Origin of the sequence: Nocardia sp. NPDC060249 (assembly GCF_042728755.1) — a bacterium.
GTDB lineage: Bacteria > Actinomycetota > Actinomycetes > Mycobacteriales > Mycobacteriaceae > Nocardia.
This window is the reverse complement of the sequence record NZ_JBHXAQ010000002.1, coordinates 12,940-32,940: the sequence shown is the minus strand read 5'-3', so window position 1 is coordinate 32,940 and position 20,001 is coordinate 12,940. Positions and strand designations below refer to the sequence as shown.

Sequence of the window (20,001 nt, the reverse complement as noted above, 5' to 3'; positions counted from 1 at the left end):
GAAGATCCTCTCGCCTCAGGCGGGCAGTCGCAGCGCACCGGGCGCGGAAGCGGGCACAGCGGGCTGTTCCGGGGTGACCGGACTGATCCGCCGGTAAGGGGCACCGAGATCCGGACGCGGATCCGGCTCACCCTTGTTCGGCCAGAACGCCATCGCACGCTCGGCCTGCGCGGTGATGGTCAGCGACGGATTGACGCCGAGATTGGCGGTGATCGCGCTGCCGTCGGCGATATGCAGTCCCGGATAGCCGTAGACCCGCTGATACGGATCGATCACGCCGGTCTCGCGCGAGTCACCGATGGTGCAGCCGCCGATGTAGTGCGCGGTCGCGGGGATGTTGAAGATATCGGTGGCGATATTGCCGGTGATGCCGTCGGACTCGGCCGCGTACCGGCGGGCGATATCGTGCGCCAGCGGAATCCACTCCGGGTTCGGCTCCCCACTGCCCTGCTTCGTCACCAACCGCTTGCCCTTCAGATAGGAGGTCAGCGAGTTGTCCAGCGACTGCATCACCAGCAGGATCACCGACCGCTCCGACGCACCGTGCGCATTCTGCGAACGCAGGAACTGCACCGGATGCAACACCATCGACAGCAACAGCCGCAGGAACCGGAACGCCCCACCGTCGATCATCGGCACCGTCTGCAAGAACAGCGCGTTCTGTCCCTTGCCGTAGGTACACACCTCCACGTGCGTCTGCGGCTCCGGGTGAATGGAGGACGTGATCGCCACCCCCTGGGCGAAATCACGCCGGGACTTACTGGTGACCCCGATGATCGCCTCGGAATTGCTCCGGGTCAGCTCGCCGACCCGCGAGGACAACTCCGGCAGCGTGCCGTCGCCGCGCAATTTGTGCAGCAACTTCTGGGTGCCCAGCGCCGCGGCCGCGAACACCACCTGCTGCGCGGTGAACGTGCGACGCTGCTTGCGCACCCAACCGTTGGACTGCACCGTCTCGACGCGATAACCGCCCGCACCGTCCGGCGCCACCGACGTCACCGTGGTCAGCGGATGCACCTGCGCGCCGTTGCTCTCGGCCAGGTGCAGGTAATTGAGCGTGGTGGTGTTCTTCGCATTGTGCTTGCAGCCGGTGAAGCACTCCGAGCAATGGATGCAGCCCGCCCGGCGCGGACCCGCGCCACCGAAGTACGGGTCATCGACCTCGACACCTTCGGAACCCTCGTTGAAGAACACACCGACATGGGTGCGGTGGAAGGTATCGGCGACCTTCAGATCGCGCGCGACCTGCAACAGCACGTCGTCCTTCGGCCCGATCCGCGGATTCTCGACCACGCCCAGCATCCGTGCGGCCTGGTCGTAGTACGGCGCGAGCTCGGACTTCCAGTCGGTGATGTGCGCCCACGCACGATCGCGATAGAACTCCGGCAGCGGTTCGTAGAGCGTATTGCCGTAGATCAGCGAACCGCCGCCCACACCCGAACCGCTGAAGACCAGGCATTTGCCGAGCGCGCTGATCCGCTGCGGCCCGGTCAGGCCCAGGCGCGGCGCCCAGATGGCCTTGGGAACGTTCCAGTTCGTCTTCGGAAAGTCCTCGGCGTTCCAGCGCCTGCCGGATTCCAGAACTCCCACCCGGTAACCCTTTTCGGTCAGCCGCAGCGCGGTCACGCTGCCACCGAAACCGGAACCGACGACGATCACGTCGTAGTCGTAGTCACTCATCGCGACACCACCTCATAGTCGGCGGGATCGAACCGCGCCTGCTTCTTGTATTGGATTCCCAGCAGTGGCCAGTTGGTCGTGATCCGGCCGTCGGCCTGGCGGTACCACGACGAGCAGCGAGTCCACACGCTGCCGCCGAGCTGGGCCTGGATCCGCGCGTCGTAGGCCTGCTCCACATCCGGACGGACCGTCAGCGCGCGACCGGACGCCGCGAGATGGGCGACATAGTCGCCGAGGTACTTCGCCTGCGCCTCGAGGAAATAGATGATCGAGCCGCCACCGGTATTGGTGTTGGGCCCGTACATGATGAACAGGTTCGGAAACCGCGGCACCGTCATGCCGTAGTAGGCGTGCGCGCCGCTGTCCCACTCCTGCGTCAGCTCCCGGCCCTGCGCGCCCGTGATCGTCATCGGCGCCAGGAACTCGGTGCTGGTGAAACCGGTTCCCCAGATGATGACGTCGACCTCGTGATCACGCCCGTCCACGGTGCGCACACCCGAAGAGGTGATCGCGGCGATCCGCTCGGTAATCACCTCCACATTCGGTTCCGTCAGCGCGGGAAGATAGTTGTCGGAGAACAGAATTCGCTTACACCCGACCGGATAGTCCGGCCAGACCTTCTCGAAGAGCCCCGGCTTGGCCTTGGTCTGCCTTCGCATGTGCCACTTCGACACCGCCTTGATCGCCGCGGACAGCGCCTTGGAGTACACCCACGCGACGCTGAGCCCTTCGACCACGCCGTACCAGGTGCCTCGCTCGGCGAGCTCGGTCACCGGCAACTTCTCGAACACCCGGTGATGGCGCTCTGAGAACTCGCGATCGGGGCGCGGAATGATGTAGGGCGCGGTCCGCTGGAACAGCGTCAGCTTCTCGACCTGCTGCTGGAGCTCAGGGACGAACTGGATCGCACTCGCCCCGGTACCGATCACAGCGACGCGCTTACCCGTCAGGTCCACGTCGTGATCCCACTCGGCAGAATGGAAACTGGTGCCGCCGAAGCTGTCCCGGCCCTCGATCGCGGGCACCGAAGGCCGGGACAGCTGGCCCACCGCCGACACCAGTACATCGACCACCACGGTGTCCCCGTCGCCGAGGCGGACCGTCCACTTGCCGGTCGCGTCGTCGAACGCGGCACCGAGCACTTCGGTGCCGAACCGGATGTGGCGGCGGACATCGTATTTCTCGGCAACGTGCCTGATGTAGTCGAGGATCGCTGGTTGCCGCGAGAATCGGTGCGGCCACCGTGGATTCGGCTCGAAAGAATACGAATAGAACGGGGACGGCACATCGCAGGCCGCACCGGGGTAGGTGTTCTCCCGCCAGACGCCGCCGACATCGTCGGCCTTCTCGAACACGACGATATCGTCGAAGCCGCGCTTCTTCAGTGCGATAACGGCCGCCAGGCCGCCGAACCCGCTGCCGATAACTGCGATGGACGGGGTCATGAGATCCCTTCGAGAACGAGGCGAGCACAGGTTGCGGGGTCGTCGCTGAACGGAAGGTGCCCGCAGCCGGGAAGGTCGACATGCTGCGCGAACGGCAGCACCTGCCGGGCACGCGCGCTCTGGGTACGGTGCACGAGCACGATGTCGCGGGTACCCCAGGCGATCGTCACCGGAATCTCGCCCAACGAGCCACGGTCGTCGCCGGGATCGAGCACGTAGTTGCCGAAGTCGTCGCGGGCGGCGGCGAAGGACGCGGCGCCCGCCAGCCCGGCCAAGTCGGTACGCGCGGCATCGGGATCGACGCGAACCGGACGGCCGAACATCGACGACAACAGAACGACGCGGCCGGCGGGATGCTCGACCAGCCGGTCCAGTGCCGGTCCGGCGACCCGAGCGGCGCCACGCATGCTGGTGAGCAGGCCCTGCGTCCACCGCCGTCCGACCGGCCCGTAGAAGCCGACCGGTGAGAACGCGGTGATCCCGGATGCGACTGCGGCCCGGCCCAGTTCGAGGGCAATGCCCCCGCCCATCGAACTCCCGACCACGTGGGGGCGTTGAATGTCGTTGTCCGCCAACCACTCTGTGAGCCAGGTGGCGTAGCCACGCGGACCCGGTCGCACAGTGTCCAGCGCGGGTGAGTCACCGAAACCCGGGAGATCGATCGCGATGACCTCGTGCTGCTCGGTGAGCAGATCGATGATCGGTGCGAAAACCTGCCAGCGGCTGCCGAGACCGTGCACCAGCACAATCGGCGAACCACTGCCCCGGCGGAGGTGAGAGATCTGCGTCATCGCAGCCCTTCGTCAATAAAACAGTTACTGCGTACGGTTTCTTGATTGCACCAGCTCCATCGGCCGTCGTCAAGAGGTGACGGCCGACACTTTTCACTCAATCTACCGAATCTTGTCGGCAGCACGTACGATTTCTCAGGTGACCGTGCAACCCCCACGCCGCACCCAGGCCGAACGTCGGACATCCACCCGCGCCAGAATCCTGGCCTGCACCGCCGAATGCCTACTCGAACGCGGCTACGCGGCCACCACCGTGAGCGCGGTCCAAGAACGCGCCGGCCTCGCCCGCGGCACCGTGCAACACCACTTCCCCACCAGAGCCGAACTGCTCATCGCCGCCACCACCCAGGTCGTCGACACCCGGCTCGAGAAATTCCGGCGTGAAGCCGAACTCCTCGCGCCCGGCCGCGACCGCCTGCAATCGGTCGTCGACCTCGCCTGGCGCGACCTCAACAGCCCCGCCTTCTTCACCGCGCTCGACCTGTGGGTCGCCGCACGCACCGACACCGAACTCCGCGACCAGCTAGTCATCGAGGAACGTCGCGTATTCACCGAAATGCGCAGGCTCTACCTGGCGGTGCTCGGCGAACCGTACGCCTCGGATCCGCGAGCCGAGGTCCTCGTCGAATTCACCATCGACCTGCTCACCGGGCTGTCGATGACCGCCATGCTCACCGGCACACTCGGCGAACGCGAGGCGGTACTGCGCCGATGGAAGCGGGCGCTCGCCGTACTCATCGGGCAGCTACCCAGCGAGCAACTGCTCGACGGAAGTCCGCTACCGGCAGCGCTGCACTGAGCGCGCTCGGCGGCGCCGCACATCGAGAATGTGGCGACCGCTAGTCGCCCGTCGTCTCGACCCCGGACAACCCGTTCCAGCACAACGCGACAACGGTATCGACCGCATCGCCCTTCGGAATCGGACGACCCGTATCCAGCCACTGCCGGGCCGCGAGGTGGCTGGCACCGACCACGCCGAACGCACACGCGTAGGCGCGGACATCATCCATCCCCGCCGCACGCAACTCAGCGCTGACCAGCACCGCGCACTCACCCATGGCATTGCGCACCCGCCACCGCACACACGGCTCGCTCGGCACCGGCGACTCGAAGACCAGCGTGTGCCCGCCGGCGTCCTCGTCGACGAAGTCGAAATAGGCCAGCACCGCGCGACGCACCTTGTCCTCTTGACCGTTCGCGTCGGCCAGCGCGTCGCGGATACCGTCGACCATCCGGTCCAGGTAGCCCTGCAACACCGAGAGATACAGATCGAGCTTGCTCGCGTAATGCGTGTACAGCACCGGCTTGCTCATCCCGGCGCGAATGCCGATGTCGTCCATGCTCGCACCGTGATACCCGTGCGCGACGAAGACCACACGCGCGGCATTGAGCACCGTGAGCCGACGCTGGGTGCGGGCAGTCGTCTCCGCGCCCTCGTCGGTCTGGATGTCGTTGAAGAGAAGTGTCATGGCGCGTCCGGGGATTCGAGGGTGCTCACCATGTGAGCACCGGCTTGACCACAATGCCCGCACGCTGATCGGCCAGCGCGGCGCCGACCTCGGCATGCGGGTACCGGGCGATTAGGCGCTCGACCGGGAAACGACCGGCCGCGTACAGATCGAGCAGGTGCGGAATGAAGGTGGCGGGCACGCTGTCTCCTTCGAGGCACCCGCGAATCGCCTTGCCGTGCAGCACGAGATCACCGACGTCGATCGGCGGCGTGCCACGCCCCAGACCCACGGCCACCACCGTCGCCCCCACCGCGAGCGCGGCGACGGCGTCGGCGAGCACGGTGGCGATGCCGGTCGTATCGAGCGCATGCGTCGCGCCGCCATCGGTGAGCTCACGGATACGCGCCGCCGTCGGCCCGTCGGCAGGATCCATCGCGGCGTCAGCACCCAGCTCGACGGCAAGTTCCCGCCGCGCAGCCGATGTTTCGACGACGACCACGCGCACATCGGGAACCGTCCGGGCCGCGAGCAGGCCGGCCATCCCGACCGCGCCCGCCCCGTACACGGCGACCCACGCACCGGGTTCCGGCCGCAGAGCGTTGAGCACCGCGCCTGCACCGGTCTGGAATCCGCAGCCGAACGGCGCCGCCACCGTGAGGTCGATCGCGGGGTCGACCACGACCGTGTTGTCCTCGGTGGTCAGCGCGTACCCGGCGAAACTCGACTGACCGAAGAATCCGTCGAGGATCGGGGACCCGTCGACCAGCGCGCGGGGCGTGTCGTGTGCGCGTCGCCCGAACTGGTTGAGCGCGGTCGCCCGGTGGCAGTACGCAAGCCGACCGGCCGCACAGTTGCGACAGGTACCGCAGTGCCGGAAGGTGAGCACGACATGATCGCCCGGCCGGACCGTGCGCACCTCGGACCCGACCGCCGCGACGACACCCGCGCCCTCGTGGCCGAGCAGGATCGGTCGATCCGCGGCACCCGCGCGACGCGAAACCAGGTCGGTGTGGCAGATCCCGGCAGCGACGATCCGCACCAGGATCTCGCCCGCGCGCGGTTCGTCGACCTCGATCGGCTCGATCGAGAACTCCGCGGCCGGATCGCGCGACAGCACCGCCGTTGTGCGCATCAAGAGACCCGTTCCAGCAGGAAGTAGAAGTATTCGCCGTGCGCGAGAACCAGTTCGGGGCGCCCGTTCATGATGCCCATCAGGGTGGTGTCGTCGAGCCACTTGAAGTGGTCGAACACCGCGCGACCGTCGTAGACCATGGTCGCGGTGACCTCACCGCGGAACTCGATGTTCCACAGGGTCGCTTCGCCCTGTCCCAGTTCGACATTGGAGAACAGGGTGCCGTCCTCGGCCCGGCAGATCAGCGGCTTCGCGTCGTCGAGTGCGTGGAAGTTCTTTCCGTACCAGCGGCTCGCGGGCAGGGCGCGGCACAGCGGGTGACCGGTCTGAAACGCGTCACCGCGCCATTCGCCGAGGATGTCCTCCGCGCGTGCCGGGCGTAGCCGGGTCCACAGCTGGTCCAGCTCGTCGGTCGCCACACCGTCCGCCTGCTCCTTGAGCTGCTGCCACCGTGGTTTGTCCGCGCTCATCAAGCCCTCGTCTCACAGAGTTCAGAACCGTTCGGTTCACAGTGGACCATAGTTCCGAACCAGATGGTTCGGCAAGAGGTAGGATTCGGCGCATGCGTGCGGCAGGTCAGGCAACCAGAGAGCGAATACTCACCGCGGCGAAAGCGGAGTTCGCCGAATTCGGCATCGCCGGCGCCCGGATCAACCGCATCGCGGACGCCGCACACGCCAGCAAAGACCGGCTCTACGCCTACTTCCCCGGCAAGAACGAGCTCTACGCGGCCGTCACCGAACGCTGGACCGCCGAGACCAGCAGCGAAGCCGCCATGTCCGCCGACGACCTTCCGGCCTACGCAGGCCGACTGTTCGACCACTTCGTCGCTCACCCCGACAACGCCCGCCTGCAGGCCTGGTCCGAACTCGAACCGTCCGGCGATATTCCGCAGGCCCTGCGCCGCACCATCGACGCGAAGATCACCGAACTCCGACGCGGTCAGCACGAAGGCCTGGTCACCACCGATATCCCCGCCCCGATCATGCTCCGCATGCTCACCGATCTGACCCGTACCTCAGCCACCCATGCGAGGACGGGATCCACCGACGACGGTCGCCTGGCGGCGCAGCGCGCGGCGGTAGTGGCGGCTGTAGCGCGAATGACCGACCCGCGGTAGCAAACCTGCACACTCCCCCACTACAGCAAGCCCCACCCCTCCCTTCCTTGTGTTTTTGAAGGCTGTCTGGCGGGTTCAGTCGGCGACGCGAGGTGAGAGAACAACATGGTTAGATGCATATATCGCAATATCGCGATTAAATATCTGACAGAACGTTGCCGAAGTTCGCCGATGCAAGACCGCCGCCCGATCGACTGCACGTTTCAAACACCTTCTGCCCCTTGGCCCTACTCGCTCCCCCGCCACTGATCAGACCGGCCATCGAAGTCCACTCCCCCACCTCGTACAGTTGCCCGAATGTACGAGGATCTGCGTATCTGCTTCATCGGCGACTCCTTCGTCCAGGGCATCGGCGACCCGGAGTACCGCGGCTGGGTCGGCCGCGTCCTCACCGCGACCGGACCCGGCATCACCGCGTTCAACCTCGGCATCCGGCGCAACACCTCCGCTGATGTCCTGCGCCGCTGCTGGCGAGAGGTCGAGCCGCGCGTCCTGCCCGATGCCGACAATCGCCTGGTGATCTCGTTCGGCAGCAATGACGCGGTCGTCGAGGACGGCAATGTCCGGGTGGGCAGGGCTGAGTGCCTCGACAACCTCGCGACCCTGCTGACCGAAAGCCGGGAGCGCGCGATCCATCCGCTGGTGGTCGGCCCACCGCCCGTCGTCGACGGCGGCGCGGAGCACCTGCGGCGTACCGCGGAGCTCGCCGACGACATGGCGAAGTTGTGCGCCGCACGCGAGGTGCCGTTCGTCGCCACCACCAGGCAATTGGCCGACGATCCCGTCTGGACTCGCGAAGTGTCGGCGGGCGACGGGGCCCACCCCGGCAGCGGCGGCTACCAGCGCTTTGCCGAGCTCGTCCTCGAGACCGGCTGGCACACCTGGATCACCCGACCCACCCCGTGAACGCCGCTACTCCAGGAGGCCGAGACCTGCCAGGTCGCGCACATACTTGGCGATGAGATCCGCCGGTAGGTGGGGGATGTCGTTGTCGGGACCGATCTGTGCGGCGCGGACGGCGGCCCGGAATCCGCCGGCGGGGAGAGCCGAACCGGGCAGTGGACGGCCGGGCCTGCGATAGGCGTCGAGTAGCGGGAGCAGGGTGTGTTTGCGCTGAGGATCGGGAAGGGCCCGCAAGGCTGTTTCGAAGCGGGCGAACCACTGGTCGTAGCTGTCGATGCGATCGATGTGATGGCCTGCTTCGATCAGCCAGTCGACGAAGACATCGAGGGAGATGCCGTCGTCGTGCGGGTTCAGGACGTCGTAGGTCCGGTAACCGCTCGTAGCGGCGGCGCCCAGTGTGGTGACAGCCGTGGCGACGAAGTCGGCCGGTAGACCGTCGTAGTGGGCGCGCTGTCGTTGCCCGGCGGAATCGGTGCGGTAGAACGACTTCGGCGCGAGCCCGGTGACGAGCACACTCAGCAGGAGCCGGGTGAAGACGTCGGGCACATTGAGCTGGCCACGGAAGTGACTGTGCGCCAGGATCATGTCCGAGCGGAACACCGCGACGGGCAGTCCGAACCGCTCGGCCGCCTCGCGCAACAGCACCTCACCCGCCCACTTGCTGTTGCCGTAGCCGTTGGCATAGGAACCGTCCAGCCGGCGGACCGGGCTCATGGTCCGCACGTCACCGTCTTCGGCGAAGGACTCCCCCTGTGCCGCGACGGCCACCGTCGACAGGTAGCTGACCGGCTTGCGCGTGGTTGTCAGCGCCAGCCGGATGATCTCGGCGGTGCCGACCACGTTCGGGCCGAACAGCTGCGCGTACGGAAGCACATGGTTCACCAGCGCCGCGGAGTGCACGATCAGATCGACCTCGGCGGCCAACCGATCCCACGTCGGCTGTGACAGCCCGAGATTCGGTTCACCGATGTCACCGGGCAGCACTTCCAGCGCGTCCTTCGCGAGACGCTGGAAATGGGCGTCGAGCTCGCTGTCGCTGCCGAACGCCGCGTCGAGGCGCTCGCGAGCGGCGATCGCGTCGCCGCCGCGCACTACGCAGATCACCGTGCCGCCCCGCGGGGCGAGCCGTTCCAGCCAGGTCAGGAGCAGGAACCGGCCGAGGTAGCCGTTCGCGCCGGTGATCAACACCGTCTGCGCGGGTGCTGGCGCAGGCACCTGCGCCACGGCGGTGACATCCAGGAACTTCTCGAGTGCCAGATCCGCGGCACGAATCTCGGTCGCGCCGGTGCCGTGTACCGCGCCGGAATCGGTTCTGTGCGTACCGGGTTCGCGTTCACGCTGGATGTAGTCGGCGATGCGTGCCAGGTCGCTGTCCGGACCGAGCAGCACATTCACCGGCACGTCCACCGTGAGCAATTCCCGCAGCAGAGTCGAATACGACAGTGCCGCCAGCGAATCGCCGCCGAGATCTCCGAATCGCGCATCCGGTCGCAGATCAGCCGGATCGCCGCCGAGCACCGCGCGCGCGGCACGGGTGACGGTCTCGTACACCGGTAGGCCGGGCGCATCGCGACGCAACCGCTGCAGTTCGTCCTCCTGACCCCGCGCGAGGTCCGCATAGAGCTTCTCGAGACGCTCGCCGTACCGCTGTTTCAGCTTCGGGCGCAACAGTTTCCCGACTCCGGACAATGTCCCGTCGGCTGTCGAGAACGGCTCGGTCTCGATGATGAAGTCACGCGGAATCTCGTACGGTTCGAGCTCGGCCGACACCGCGGCGCGGTGCAGCGACGAACTCACCGCGGCACGCAGCCCGTCCGGTGCCGCGAGCGCGGCCTCGGTGGGTACGACGACCGCCAGCAGATAGGACCGTTCGCTGCTGCCGTACACATAGATCTGGCGCACCAGATCGGCGCCCGCGAACACCGCTTCCAGTCGCGATACCGTCACGAACTCGCCCTGCGACAGCTTGAGGACATTGTTGCGGCGGTCGACATAGGCCAACCGGTCCGGCGCCAGCTCGGCGACCACATCGCCGGTGCGGCAGAAGCCGTCGGCGTCGAAGACCTCGGCGGTCACTTCAGGGCGGCGATAGTACCCGGCGATCATCGTGGTGGTCTTGAGCAGCAGTTCACCGCGCGGGTACGGCTTGTCGGTGCCGAAGTAGCCGAGCTCCGGCACGTCGACGAGTTTGTAGTCCAGCACCGGCGGGCGCATCACCTTCGTATCGAAGATCACCCCGCCACCGGTCTCGGTGGAGCCGTATCCGTCGTGCAGGCGCAGCTGCAGCACCGATTCGACGAAGGTGCGCAACTCGGGCACGATCGGCGCGCTGCCGCACAGCGCCGACATCAGCCTGCCACCCAGGAACTGTTCGCGCAGTTCGGTTTTCACCGCATCGGCCGCCGCCTCACCACGTTCGGCGACGTCATGCCGGAAGCGCTGCAGGATCATGTCGCACACCCGCGGCACCAGGAAGATCTCGGTGGGCCGCACGAGCGTGATGTCGGTGAACAACGTGGACAGGTCCGGCGCCGCCGCGAAGAACGCGGTGCCGCCACGGGCGAGCACGCTGTTGAGGGTGAGGCGGGCCGCGATATGGCTCATCGGCAGGAAGTTGACATTGATCGCGGCCAGCGGCCGCGCGGGCTGCCAGCCGACCGCGACCAGGCGCTGGGTGTACATCGCCCCCTTGGGCGTACCGGTGCTGCCCGAGGTGTAGATCAGCAGGGCGAGCGGGTCGTCGCCGTCGGCGGGCACGCTCAGCGGAGCCGCGGCGGCAAGGCGGCCCTGTTCGACGGTGCCGTCGAACGTGCTGGGTACCAGGGCCGATCCCCCGGCGCGCAGCCGGGCACGGGCCGTGTCGAGGGCATCGCGATGATCGTCGTCGTCGCTGTGATGGTCGAACACGATCAGCGAGCGGGGTGTGGCACCGCGGAGTATCGCGTCGACGGCGATGTCCAGGTGCGCGGTGTCGACCGCGAGCACCGTCGGCTCGGTCTCGTCGAGGATCGAATACAGCTGTTCGAGGCCCGCGCCCGCCTGTAACGGCACCGCGACCCCGCCGAGGTGGATCGTGGCGAGATCGAGCACGGTGTAGTCGGCGCTGGTGAACCCGAGCACCGCGATGAAGTCCCCCGCGACGACGCCGTCACGATGCCAGGCGGCGGCGAGCGCGCGGGTGCGCTCCCACACCTGCCCGTAGGTCAGTAGATCGAATTCCGGCAACAGCTTTCGAGTCCGCCGTTTGCCGGACTCGACCAGTTCGGTGCGGCGTGTGCCGAGCGCCGGGCGCTCGGCGTAGGCGGTCATGACGGTCTCGACGATGCGCGCGGTCGCAAGTCCGGGGGTCGTCACGATGGCGTGCACGTCCTCGGCGGGCCGCGCCGCGCGGATCTGTCCGTCGTCGGCGTAGAGCGCCTTGATGCGATCGGCCAGCTGCCCCGCGGCGAGCTCTACCGTCATGCTTCGCACTTCCGGATGCCCTGCCACGCTGCGCGTTGCGCGGACTCGGGGTCGACCAGCACGCGAGGTGGATGGTCGATGATGGAGGTCGTCCGGCGTTCGGCGGTGTAGGGGCTCCAGGGCGGCAGCGGCCTGCCGGTGCGGGCGAAGCTGAGCCAGTTGTCCTGGATGTGGTCCTGAACCGCGAGGAACGCGCGCCTGCCGCCTGCCGCTGTCATCGCGCGGCCGACCGGTCCGTCGACCCAGCCGAAGACCGGGATCAGGTCGAGCGCGTGGGTGGCGCCGAAACCCGCCAGGTGCAGTGCGCGGGGGGCGTAGTCGTACCGGTAGGCATAGGTGGGGGCGTACCGGCTGTGGCCTTCGAGGACGGCCAGTGTCGGGCGCAGGAACAGGTGGTCCCCGCCGACGCGTACCGCGGTGCGCGCGGCCGGATACCCGGGGTAGCTGCTCGTCACCGTGTGCTCGGTGCCCGGCTCGTACCGTTCGAAGATGGTTTTCAGCTGTTCGGGGGTGTGCGGCACCGACTTGGCGAAGCGCTGGAACAGCGTCGCCTCGTCGCGGTTGGTGCCGATGATCAACGGCACCGGATGCGCGCGGCCCGCCGCGATCGCCGCCAAGGGAGTTTCGGGCAGGAAGTCGCCGTCCGCGACCGGGGCGTAGGGAAAGCTGCCCGGCTCCTCGCGCAGCGCCCGGCCGAGCGCTCGGTCGCCCGCGCGGCACAGCTCCTTCGGCGACACGGTGCTCAGGACGGTCGCGGCGTCGGCCGGGGTGGCGCCGAGCCGGTCCAGACAGCGGCGGGCGAAGCGGCGGGCCTCCTCCGGTGTCGAGGTCCAGTCCGCGGGGGCGCTCTGGGCGATCGCCCGATGGAACAGGCCGCCGGCGGCGGGCGTCGCCAGCAGGCTCACCACCGCGTGTGCGCCGGCCGATTCGCCGAAGATGGTGACGTTGTCCGGGTCGCCGCCGAACGCGGCGATATTGCGACGCACCCATTCGAGTGCCGCGACCTGGTCTCGCAAGCCGAGGTTCGACTCGAAAGGCCTGTCGGGTGTGGAGAATTCGCTGAAGTCGACATAACCGAGCGCTCCGAGCCGGTAGTTCACCGATACCACGATCACGTCGCCCCGCGCGGCCAACCGTGCGCCGGAATACATGCTCGATGTGCCGATCAGGTATCCGCCACCGTGGAAGAACACCATGACCGGGCGCGGTGCCGACGAGGGCGTCACCGGAGCGGTCACATTGAGCGTCAGGCAATCCTCCCCGGTGGGTTGCCAGGTCCGCGGCCCCACACGGGCACCGTTGGGGTTCTGCACCGCGGCGTGGCGGAACTCGGTCGCCGACCGCACCCCCGTCCACGGTCGAACGGGCTGGGGAGCACGCAACCGCAACGCTCCGATGGGTGGGGCCGCGTAGGGCAGGGCACGCCAGCGGGCGATTCGGCGACCCGCACGACCGCGCACGACTCCGTCGGCGCTCACGATCTCGGTGGACAACATCCCCCGAATGTACCTGGTACCGACGGTACCGTGCATATGGTTCGGTGGGCGAACTGTCTCGAAAACGCATCGGCGCCGCCGACTAGACTGTGCCGATGACCGGCGTGGACCCGGAAGCAGCCCCGGCAGCGGCGGCGCACGCCCCCGACATCGCCGCGCTCGACCACTTGGTTTCCACCTGTCGCGCCTGCCCCAGGCTCGTCGCCTGGCGCGAGGAAGTCGCCGTCGTCAAACGCGCGGCCTTCCGCCACGACCAGTATTGGGGTCGACCGGTACCCGGCTTCGGGCCCGCCGACGCGCGAATTCTCGTGGTCGGCCTCGCTCCCGCCGCCCACGGTGGCAACCGGACCGGGCGCATGTTCACCGGCGACCCCAGCGGCAACGTCCTGTTCGGCGCGCTGCACGCGGTCGGTCTGGCCACCGGCGCGCACCCAATCAGCCGCGACGACGGCATCGAACTGCTCGGTATCCGGCTCACCGCACCGGTACATTGCGCCCCGCCGGAGAACAAGCCGACGCCCGCGGAGCGGCAGCGCTGCGCGCCCTTCCTCACCCGGGAATTGGAGCTGCTGCGCCCGACTCTGCGGGTGATCGTCGTTCTCGGCGCCTTCGGCTGGCAGGCCCTGTTCACCGTCCTGCTGACAGGGGGCTGGAATGTGCCGCGCCCACGTCCCCGTTTCACCCACGGAGCGCGGGTCGTCATCACCCATCCCGACGGCAGATCGGTCACCGTGCTCGGCAGTTACCACGTGAGCCAGCGCAATACCGCCACCGGTCGGGTGACTCCCGCGATGATCGAGGACATCCTGCTGCACGCGAAGACGATCGCCGAGTCCTGACCGGAATTCGCGACCTCGTCACCTAGGATCGAACAGTGCTGACTGTGTACACGATCGGCCATTCCACGCGGACCGCGGACGAATTCGCCGGCCTGCTCGATGATTACGGCGTCACCCAGCTCGTCGATATCAGAACCGTGCCCCGGTCGCGTCACAATCCCCAGTTCGGTCGCGAGACACTCCCGGAAATACTGCGGGCGAAAGACATTCGCTACGTGTATCTCGCCGCACTGGGTGGACTGCGGCACGGCCCGAGCAGCGATCTCAACGCCGGCTGGCGCAATGCCTCGTTCCGTTCGTATGCGAATTACATGCAAACACCGGAATTCGGTGCGGGAATCGACGAACTCCTCGACCTCGCGGGCACGGCGACGACCGCCGTCATGTGCGCCGAGGCGGTGCCGTGGCGGTGCCACCGCTCGCTGGTGGGCGACGCGTTGCTGGTCCGGGGCGTGCAGGTACGCGACATCATGTCCGCCACCCGGGCGCCCGAACATCAGCTGACGAACTTCGCCCACGTCGACGGAACGACGATCACCTATCCCCCACCGCCCGAATCCTGATATTCCTCCATTTCCACCCGGCACAGCTCGGCACCAGTTCACTGCGATGGCAGGAGATCCGACGATGAGTTCGCTGGCAATGAGCACACTGGATGTCTCCAGATGGCAGTTCGGTATCACCACGGTCTACCACTTCATCTTCGTCCCGCTCACCATCGGACTGGCACCGCTCGTCGCGGGAATGCAAACGGCGTGGGTGATCACCGGAAAAGAACACTGGTATCGACTCACCAAATTCTTCGGAAAGCTGTTCCTGATCAACTTCGCCATCGGTGTCGCCACCGGCATCGTGCAGGAGTTCCAATTCGGGATGAACTGGAGTGAGTACTCCCGGTTCGTCGGCGACGTCTTCGGTGCGCCACTGGCATTCGAGGCGCTGGTCGCCTTCTTCCTGGAGTCGACATTCCTCGGATTGTGGATCTTCGGCTGGACCCGCCTGCCCAAACTCGTTCACCTCGCCACGATCTGGATCGTCGCGTTCGGCGTCAACGCGTCGGCCTACTTCATCGTCGCCGCCAACTCGTTCATGCAGCACCCGGTCGGCGCGCAATACAATCCCGAGACCGGACGCGCCGAGCTGGACAGTATCTGGGCACTACTCACCAACAACACCACCCTCGCGGCGTTTCCGCACGTGGTCGCCGGCGCGTTCCTGACCGCGGCGACCTTCGTCGTCGGCATCGCGGGCTGGTTCATGGTGCGTAACGCACGCAGCGGTGATGCCACGAAACTCGATGAGGCCAAGACCATGTGGCGTCCGGCGGCGCGCGCGAGCATGTGGGTCATCGCCGCGTCGATCGTGGTAGTGGCTCTGACCGGCGATTTCCAGGGCAAGATCATGTTCGAGCAGCAGCCGATGAAGATGGCATCGGCGGAATCGCTGTGCCACACCGAGACCGATCCGAAGTTCTCGATCCTCACCGTCGGCACGCACAACAACTGCGACAGCGTCACGCATCTGCTGGAGGTTCCGTATGTGCTGCCGTTCCTGGCCGAGGGCAAGTTCACCGGCGTCACGTTGGAGGGCGTGGAGGATCTGCAGAAGTCCTACGTCGAGGACTACGGACCCGGCAACTACCGGCCCAACCTCTTCGTCACCTACTGGGGCTTCCGCGGCATGATCGGTCTGCTGGCCGGCCCGGCGCTCTTGCTGCTGGCCGGGCTCTGGATGACCCGCGGTGGCCGGGTCCCCGACAAGCGCTGGTTCTCCTGGCTGTGCCTGATCGCGATCCCCACCCCGTTCCTGGCCAACAGCGCGGGCTGGATCTTCACCGAGATGGGACGCCAGCCGTGGGTGGTTGTGCCGAACCTGACCGGCGACAAGACCATTCGCATGACGGTGGCGCAAGGAGTCTCCGATCACGCACCGGGGACGGTCCTGTTCTCCCTCGCGGTCTTCACGCTGCTCTACGGGGCGCTGGCGGTGGTCTGGTACTACCTGATGCATCGCTACACCGTGGTCGGGCCCGAACCAGGGCCGACGGCTTCCGATGACGAGTTCGGTCCCGATGACGACGGTGGTGGCGGCAGGCACCGCGCCGAACCCGTCGAGCCGCTGTCCTTCGCGTACTAGGAGACGACGATGAGTCTGCAGCAATTCTGGTTCGTGCTGGTCGCCGTGCTGTTCACCGGCTACTTCATCCTCGAGGGCTTCGACTTCGGCGTCGGCATGCTGATGCCGATCCTCGGTAAGGGTTCCGATGTGCGCAGGCGCGTCGTTCTCAACACCATCGGGCCGGTCTGGGACGGCAACGAAGTCTGGCTGATCACCGCGGGCGGTGCGATGTTCGCGGCGTTTCCCGAGTGGTACGCGAGCTTGTTCTCCGGGTTCTATCTGGCCCTGCTGCTGTTGCTGGTCGCGTTGATCCTGCGGATCTGCGCGATCGAATGGCGAGCGAAGATCAACGATCCGAAGTGGCGGGCCTGGTGTGACATCGGCATCGGCATCGGCTCGTGGATTCCGGCACTGGCGTGGGGGTGGGTGTTCGCCAACCTCGTGCGCGGGGTGCCGCTGGACGAGAAGCGGCAGGTCGTCGGCTCGGTGTGGGATCTGCTCAGCCCCTACGCGCTGCTCGGCGGGGCGACCACCGCCATTCTGTTCGCTCTGCACGGCGCGATCTTCCTGGCGCTCAAGACCGGTGGTGAAGTCCGCGACGACGCGCGCACGTGCGTGCGGATCCTGTTCGTGCCCACGGTGGTGATCGTCGGCGGGTTCGGGCTGTGGACGCAGCTCGCGTACGGCTCCGGCTGGACCTGGGCCGCTCTCGGCGCGGCCGTACTCGGCCTGGTCGTCGCCGGTGGGGCCACCGGCGCGGCCCGTGACGGCTGGGCCTTCCTCGGCACCACCGTCACGATCGCCGCCGCCACCATCCTGCTGGTCGGCTCCCTCTACCCGAACGTGATGCCCTCGACGATCGAACCCGCGTTCGACTTGACCATCCACAACGCCTCCTCCAGTCACTACACCCTCCAGGTGATGAGCTGGGCAGCGGTCCTGTGCACCCCGGTGGTCCTGATCTACCAGGGCTGGACCTACTGGGTCTTCCGCAAACGACTCACCGTCGAACAGATCCCTGAACCGACCGGACTACCTCTCTCGAAATAGGCTTTCCGGCAACAGAATTCGCCGCGCGCGTTATGGCACCGACAGTGCCGTGGCGTGCGCGGCGCGTTGTGAGGACCTGCCCAGCAGGCGGATCGCCAGCAGAACAACCCACATGCCGCCGGCAATGATCCCCACCCGTTCGACGAGCCCCGCCGGTCCCCCGTCCACCAATTGGGCAATAAAGGCGAAGACGACGTACGAGGTAGCGACCACCAGGCCGGTGACCACCGAATACCGGGACCAGCCACGACTTTCGGGCGCTTCATCGCGCCGTGCCAGCACGAAGCAAGCCACGGTCAGCGACGAGAACTGAACGAGACCGAGGAGACTGTGCACGGCGCCGTGAACGGTCAACGTTTCCGGCGCTCCCGCCGGATAACCCAGCGACGGGTCCGGAAGGATGGGCCCGATGGCGAAGAAAGTGAAGCCATAGATCCCGAGGAGGACGGGGCCCCAGATGGAACCGCGTCCCGTACGCAGAAGCCGCTTCGTCCCGATCGCGAAAGCGAGCAGCAGCGTTCCGGTGACGAGGTAATTCGTTATCTGCATCCACCCACCCGGCCCCAGTTCGAGGTTGCTGTCGGGGACCACCCAGGCGTTGTAATCAGGGCGAATCGCCCCGAGGACGAGCATGACGACGATGTTGATCAGCGGGGCGATCACACCGCAGGCCAGCAGCGATCTCGTCGCCGTCGACAGCTCGCCGGAACGTTGTGCTGAGGTCGGTGGATTCGCTGGGCCGAGGGTGTCGGTCACGGCAGGTGTCCTCTCGTCGATCGGGGTGAGGTGAACACCACTATCGACCGAACGATCACCCCGGGGATTGGAAGAATGTTCCCCACGCCCGGTACCGATCCCGGGCGATGACAGGCAGAGTGTCCGCGTGCAGCGTCCCCGGGGTGCGGTCCGCGAAGATCGCGACATCCCGGCACAGATGAGCCTGATCGGTGTACCCGCACACCGCGGCGACGTCGGCGGCGGGCCTGCCCGCGAGCAAACCGTCGACCGCGCACCGGAATCGGACCAGCATCGCCGCACGCTTGGGTGTGAGACCGATCTGGGATTCGAACCTCGCCCACAGCCGTTTACGGCTCCATCCGAGGGATTCGGCGAGCTCGCCGACCTTCACCCGGCCACCGGAGGCGAGCAGGCGCTGCCAGGCGGCGATCACCTCGGGATCGGGCGTCCGCGTCGGCCTGTCACGCTGTGCCAGAAACGATGTGGTCAGTGCGAACCGTTCCTCCCAGGTCCCCGCGTCCGCGAGTTGCTCGCGCAGTCGCCGAACCGCTGGTCCCCACAACTGTTCCAACGGCACCACGCCTCGGCCCAGATCGGTAGCGGCAGTACCCAACAGCGAGTGCGCACGGATCGGCGACAGGCGAACCTCCACGCACTCGGCCTGCCTGCTACGAATCCGTGCGGCCGCCAAGGGAAGTCCGACGACGAAGCCGCCCAGCGTCTGTCGCCCGCACGCGTCATCGACAACCAGTCCCCGACCGCCGAACTCGATGACCACCGCGACCGCCGTCGTCGCGGCAACCCGCAAGTCCGATCCGGCGCCGCCCACATCGCGATATCCGATGATCGCGGCACCCGACGCGGCGGCAGGGGACGGACCCGCGAAATCCCAACCCACACCGGGCGCGCCGCCGACCTCCGCAACTCCCACCCGATCCAGGCTACGGAAACTCGCGGCACATGTGCCCAACAGCGCGTTGGTAGCCGGGTACGTTCAGAGTCGGGCGGTCCAGGACGAGTTCACCGAACGCTCGAGGTCGCGCAGCCGCGCGGCAAGACGCGCTCGAACGTCCGGCCAGTCCTCCACCGTGATCGAGAACAGGACCGAATCGCGGATCGTGCCGTCGGCGCGCCGGGAATAGCGCCGCAGTGTGCCCTCGTACCGGGCGCCCAGGCGCGCGATGGCCTGCTGCGAACGGTGATTGCGAACATCCGTTTTGAGCTCGACGCGACCGGCACCCAGCGTGTCGAACGCATAGCGCAGGAGCAACAACTTCGCCTCCGGATTCACTCCACTCGCCCATACCTCCGGGGCGAAGAGGGTGGCACCGATTTCCAACCGGGCGTCCCGCGGACGGGTTTCGAGAAAGGAGGTCATCCCGACGATCGCACCGATCGGGTAGCCCGCGACGGCCCGGCACGTTCGGACAATCCACAGATAGTTCTCCGGCGTCGCGTGCCACGACCGCAGGAACTCGTCGAGTTCCTGTCGATCGCGCGGACGAAACGGAATATGGGCCCACACGACATCATGATCGAGTACCGCGAACAACTCGGCCGCGTCCGCTACCGGATCGACCGGATTCAACCGCACTGTCTCACCGACGAGTTCGGCATCCGCGGAGATCGGCCACTTCAGCTCCGGCCACACCGCATCGGCCGGCCGCGGGTCCGGCACCGGATCGAAGCGTTTCACATCGGCAAGACCATCCTCAGGCACAGCCGGATCATAGACCGGCGCCGATCACGTTCCGCGGCGCTGGATCGCCCGCGCGC

Annotated in this window: 18 protein-coding genes; 7 read left to right on the top strand and 11 right to left on the bottom strand. The window is 67.0% G+C overall.

All coding sequences use genetic code 11. The features are described 5' to 3' along the window. Positions 1-15 precede the first annotated feature (15 nt). The 3 genes from ACFWFP_RS07685 to ACFWFP_RS07675 are packed head-to-tail and all read right to left on the bottom strand — an operon-like array spanning position 16 to position 3,916. Entirely contained in the window at positions 16-1,680 is a 1,665-nt protein-coding gene (locus ACFWFP_RS07685; RefSeq protein ID WP_379293873.1) for a GMC oxidoreductase, read from the bottom strand. After that, a complete protein-coding gene (locus ACFWFP_RS07680; RefSeq protein WP_379293871.1) occupies positions 1,677-3,125 on the bottom strand; it encodes a flavin-containing monooxygenase in 1,449 nt (482 codons plus the stop codon). Before ACFWFP_RS07680 ends, ACFWFP_RS07685 begins: the two co-directional genes overlap by 4 nt. Further along, positions 3,122-3,916 (bottom strand): alpha/beta fold hydrolase, encoded by a 795-nt coding sequence (locus ACFWFP_RS07675; RefSeq protein ID WP_379293869.1) that lies wholly within the window; start codon positions 3,914-3,916, stop codon positions 3,122-3,124. The genes ACFWFP_RS07680 and ACFWFP_RS07675 overlap by 4 nt, the downstream gene beginning before the upstream one ends. Before the next feature lie 139 nt (positions 3,917-4,055). On the opposite strand from ACFWFP_RS07675, the gene ACFWFP_RS07670 reads away from it, so the two are divergent. Next, entirely contained in the window at positions 4,056-4,715 is a 660-nt protein-coding gene (locus ACFWFP_RS07670; protein WP_379293867.1) for a TetR/AcrR family transcriptional regulator, read from the top strand. A 40-nt stretch (positions 4,716-4,755) separates the two neighbouring features. Here ACFWFP_RS07670 and ACFWFP_RS07665 read toward each other — a convergent pair whose 3' ends face one another. From ACFWFP_RS07665 to ACFWFP_RS07655, 3 genes are read right to left on the bottom strand one after another with little or no spacing between them, the layout of a single operon-like run. Continuing rightward, the gene (locus ACFWFP_RS07665; protein ID WP_379293865.1) at positions 4,756-5,385 is read right to left on the bottom strand and encodes a TetR/AcrR family transcriptional regulator; all 630 of its coding nucleotides are present in this window, start codon (positions 5,383-5,385) and stop codon (positions 4,756-4,758) included. Positions 5,386-5,410: 25 nt separating this feature from the next. Next, positions 5,411-6,499 (bottom strand): NAD(P)-dependent alcohol dehydrogenase, encoded by a 1,089-nt coding sequence (locus ACFWFP_RS07660; RefSeq protein WP_379293863.1) that lies wholly within the window; start codon positions 6,497-6,499, stop codon positions 5,411-5,413. Next, a complete protein-coding gene (locus tag ACFWFP_RS07655; protein WP_379293861.1) occupies positions 6,499-6,969 on the bottom strand; it encodes a DUF4334 domain-containing protein in 471 nt (156 codons plus the stop codon). The genes ACFWFP_RS07660 and ACFWFP_RS07655 overlap by 1 nt, the downstream gene beginning before the upstream one ends. Positions 6,970-7,061: 92 nt before the next feature. On the opposite strand from ACFWFP_RS07655, the gene ACFWFP_RS07650 reads away from it, so the two are divergent. Together ACFWFP_RS07650 and ACFWFP_RS07645 are read left to right on the top strand one after the other, a co-directional pair. Further along, entirely contained in the window at positions 7,062-7,619 is a 558-nt protein-coding gene (locus ACFWFP_RS07650) for a TetR family transcriptional regulator (protein WP_379293859.1), read from the top strand. Positions 7,620-7,916: 297 nt separating this feature from the next. Further along, complete coding sequence (locus ACFWFP_RS07645) at positions 7,917-8,525, top strand: GDSL-type esterase/lipase family protein (protein ID WP_379293857.1); 609 nt, start codon at positions 7,917-7,919, stop codon at positions 8,523-8,525. 6 nt (positions 8,526-8,531) lie between these two features. On the opposite strand, the gene car is transcribed toward ACFWFP_RS07645, so the two are convergent. Beyond that, positions 8,532-11,984 (bottom strand): carboxylic acid reductase, encoded by a 3,453-nt coding sequence (gene car, locus ACFWFP_RS07640; protein WP_379293855.1) that lies wholly within the window; start codon positions 11,982-11,984, stop codon positions 8,532-8,534. After that, positions 11,981-13,480 carry a carboxylesterase/lipase family protein gene (locus ACFWFP_RS07635; RefSeq protein ID WP_379293853.1) on the bottom strand — a complete coding sequence of 500 codons (1,500 nt, stop codon included), beginning with the start codon at positions 13,478-13,480 and terminating at the stop codon, positions 11,981-11,983. Before ACFWFP_RS07635 ends, car begins: the two co-directional genes overlap by 4 nt. Positions 13,481-13,575: 95 nt before the next feature. Between ACFWFP_RS07635 and ACFWFP_RS07630 the strand changes: the two genes are divergently transcribed. From ACFWFP_RS07630 to cydB, 4 genes are all read left to right on the top strand, one after another. After that, a complete protein-coding gene (locus ACFWFP_RS07630; protein WP_379293851.1) occupies positions 13,576-14,319 on the top strand; it encodes a uracil-DNA glycosylase in 744 nt (247 codons plus the stop codon). 35 nt (positions 14,320-14,354) lie between these two features. Beyond that, positions 14,355-14,882, top strand: coding sequence for a DUF488 family protein (locus tag ACFWFP_RS07625; RefSeq protein ID WP_379293849.1), 528 nt, complete (start codon positions 14,355-14,357; stop codon positions 14,880-14,882). Positions 14,883-14,961: 79 nt separating this feature from the next. Next, positions 14,962-16,455 (top strand): cytochrome ubiquinol oxidase subunit I, encoded by a 1,494-nt coding sequence (locus ACFWFP_RS07620; protein WP_379295099.1) that lies wholly within the window; start codon positions 14,962-14,964, stop codon positions 16,453-16,455. Positions 16,456-16,464: 9 nt separating this feature from the next. Then, entirely contained in the window at positions 16,465-17,487 is a 1,023-nt protein-coding gene (gene cydB, locus ACFWFP_RS07615; protein ID WP_379293847.1) for a cytochrome d ubiquinol oxidase subunit II, read from the top strand. Positions 17,488-17,517: 30 nt separating this feature from the next. Here the strand turns inward: cydB and ACFWFP_RS07610 are convergent, their stop codons facing one another. From ACFWFP_RS07610 to ACFWFP_RS07600, 3 genes are all read right to left on the bottom strand, one after another. After that, a complete protein-coding gene (locus ACFWFP_RS07610; protein ID WP_379293845.1) occupies positions 17,518-18,243 on the bottom strand; it encodes a DUF998 domain-containing protein in 726 nt (241 codons plus the stop codon). A 55-nt stretch (positions 18,244-18,298) separates the two neighbouring features. Continuing rightward, positions 18,299-19,156: a helix-turn-helix domain-containing protein gene (locus ACFWFP_RS07605; protein ID WP_379293843.1), complete on the bottom strand. Its 858-nt coding sequence runs from the start codon at positions 19,154-19,156 to the stop codon at positions 18,299-18,301. Between the two features lie 63 nt (positions 19,157-19,219). Next, complete coding sequence (locus tag ACFWFP_RS07600; protein ID WP_379293841.1) at positions 19,220-19,945, bottom strand: GNAT family N-acetyltransferase; 726 nt, start codon at positions 19,943-19,945, stop codon at positions 19,220-19,222. Between the last annotated feature and the right edge of the window lie 56 nt (positions 19,946-20,001).